Below are 283 nucleotides of genomic sequence, written 5' to 3' on the forward strand. Positions count from 1 at the left end.
AAATAATTACCTTAGTAAATACGTTCCAACCACTAACAGCTATTTAGGAGGGTTTAAAAATGAGCATTGTCTTTGGCATAGATGTAAGTAGTCGTGATTCCAGTGTTTGTGTACTTCAGAGTGGCGCCACACGAGAATATAAGATCACTAACGATACTATCGGCTTTAAAACTCTGTTGATAGATCTAAAAGAATACGCCGAACATCCACAAATCATCTTAGAAGCAACTGGAGTTTATTCACGCAGAATTACTAGATTTTTAGATGAATACGATTATGATTA

The 283-nt window shown here is 35.3% G+C and carries 1 protein-coding gene; it reads left to right on the plus strand.

Translation table 11 applies throughout. From position 1 onward, the window contains the following. Positions 1 to 59: 59 nt before the first annotated feature. Positions 60 to 283 (plus strand): IS110 family transposase (locus CBI42_RS11805; protein WP_142294157.1); only part of this gene is annotated, 224 nt, incomplete at its 3' end.

Origin of the sequence: Streptococcus sp. KR, assembly GCF_002238115.1 — a bacterium.
GTDB lineage: Bacteria > Bacillota > Bacilli > Lactobacillales > Streptococcaceae > Streptococcus.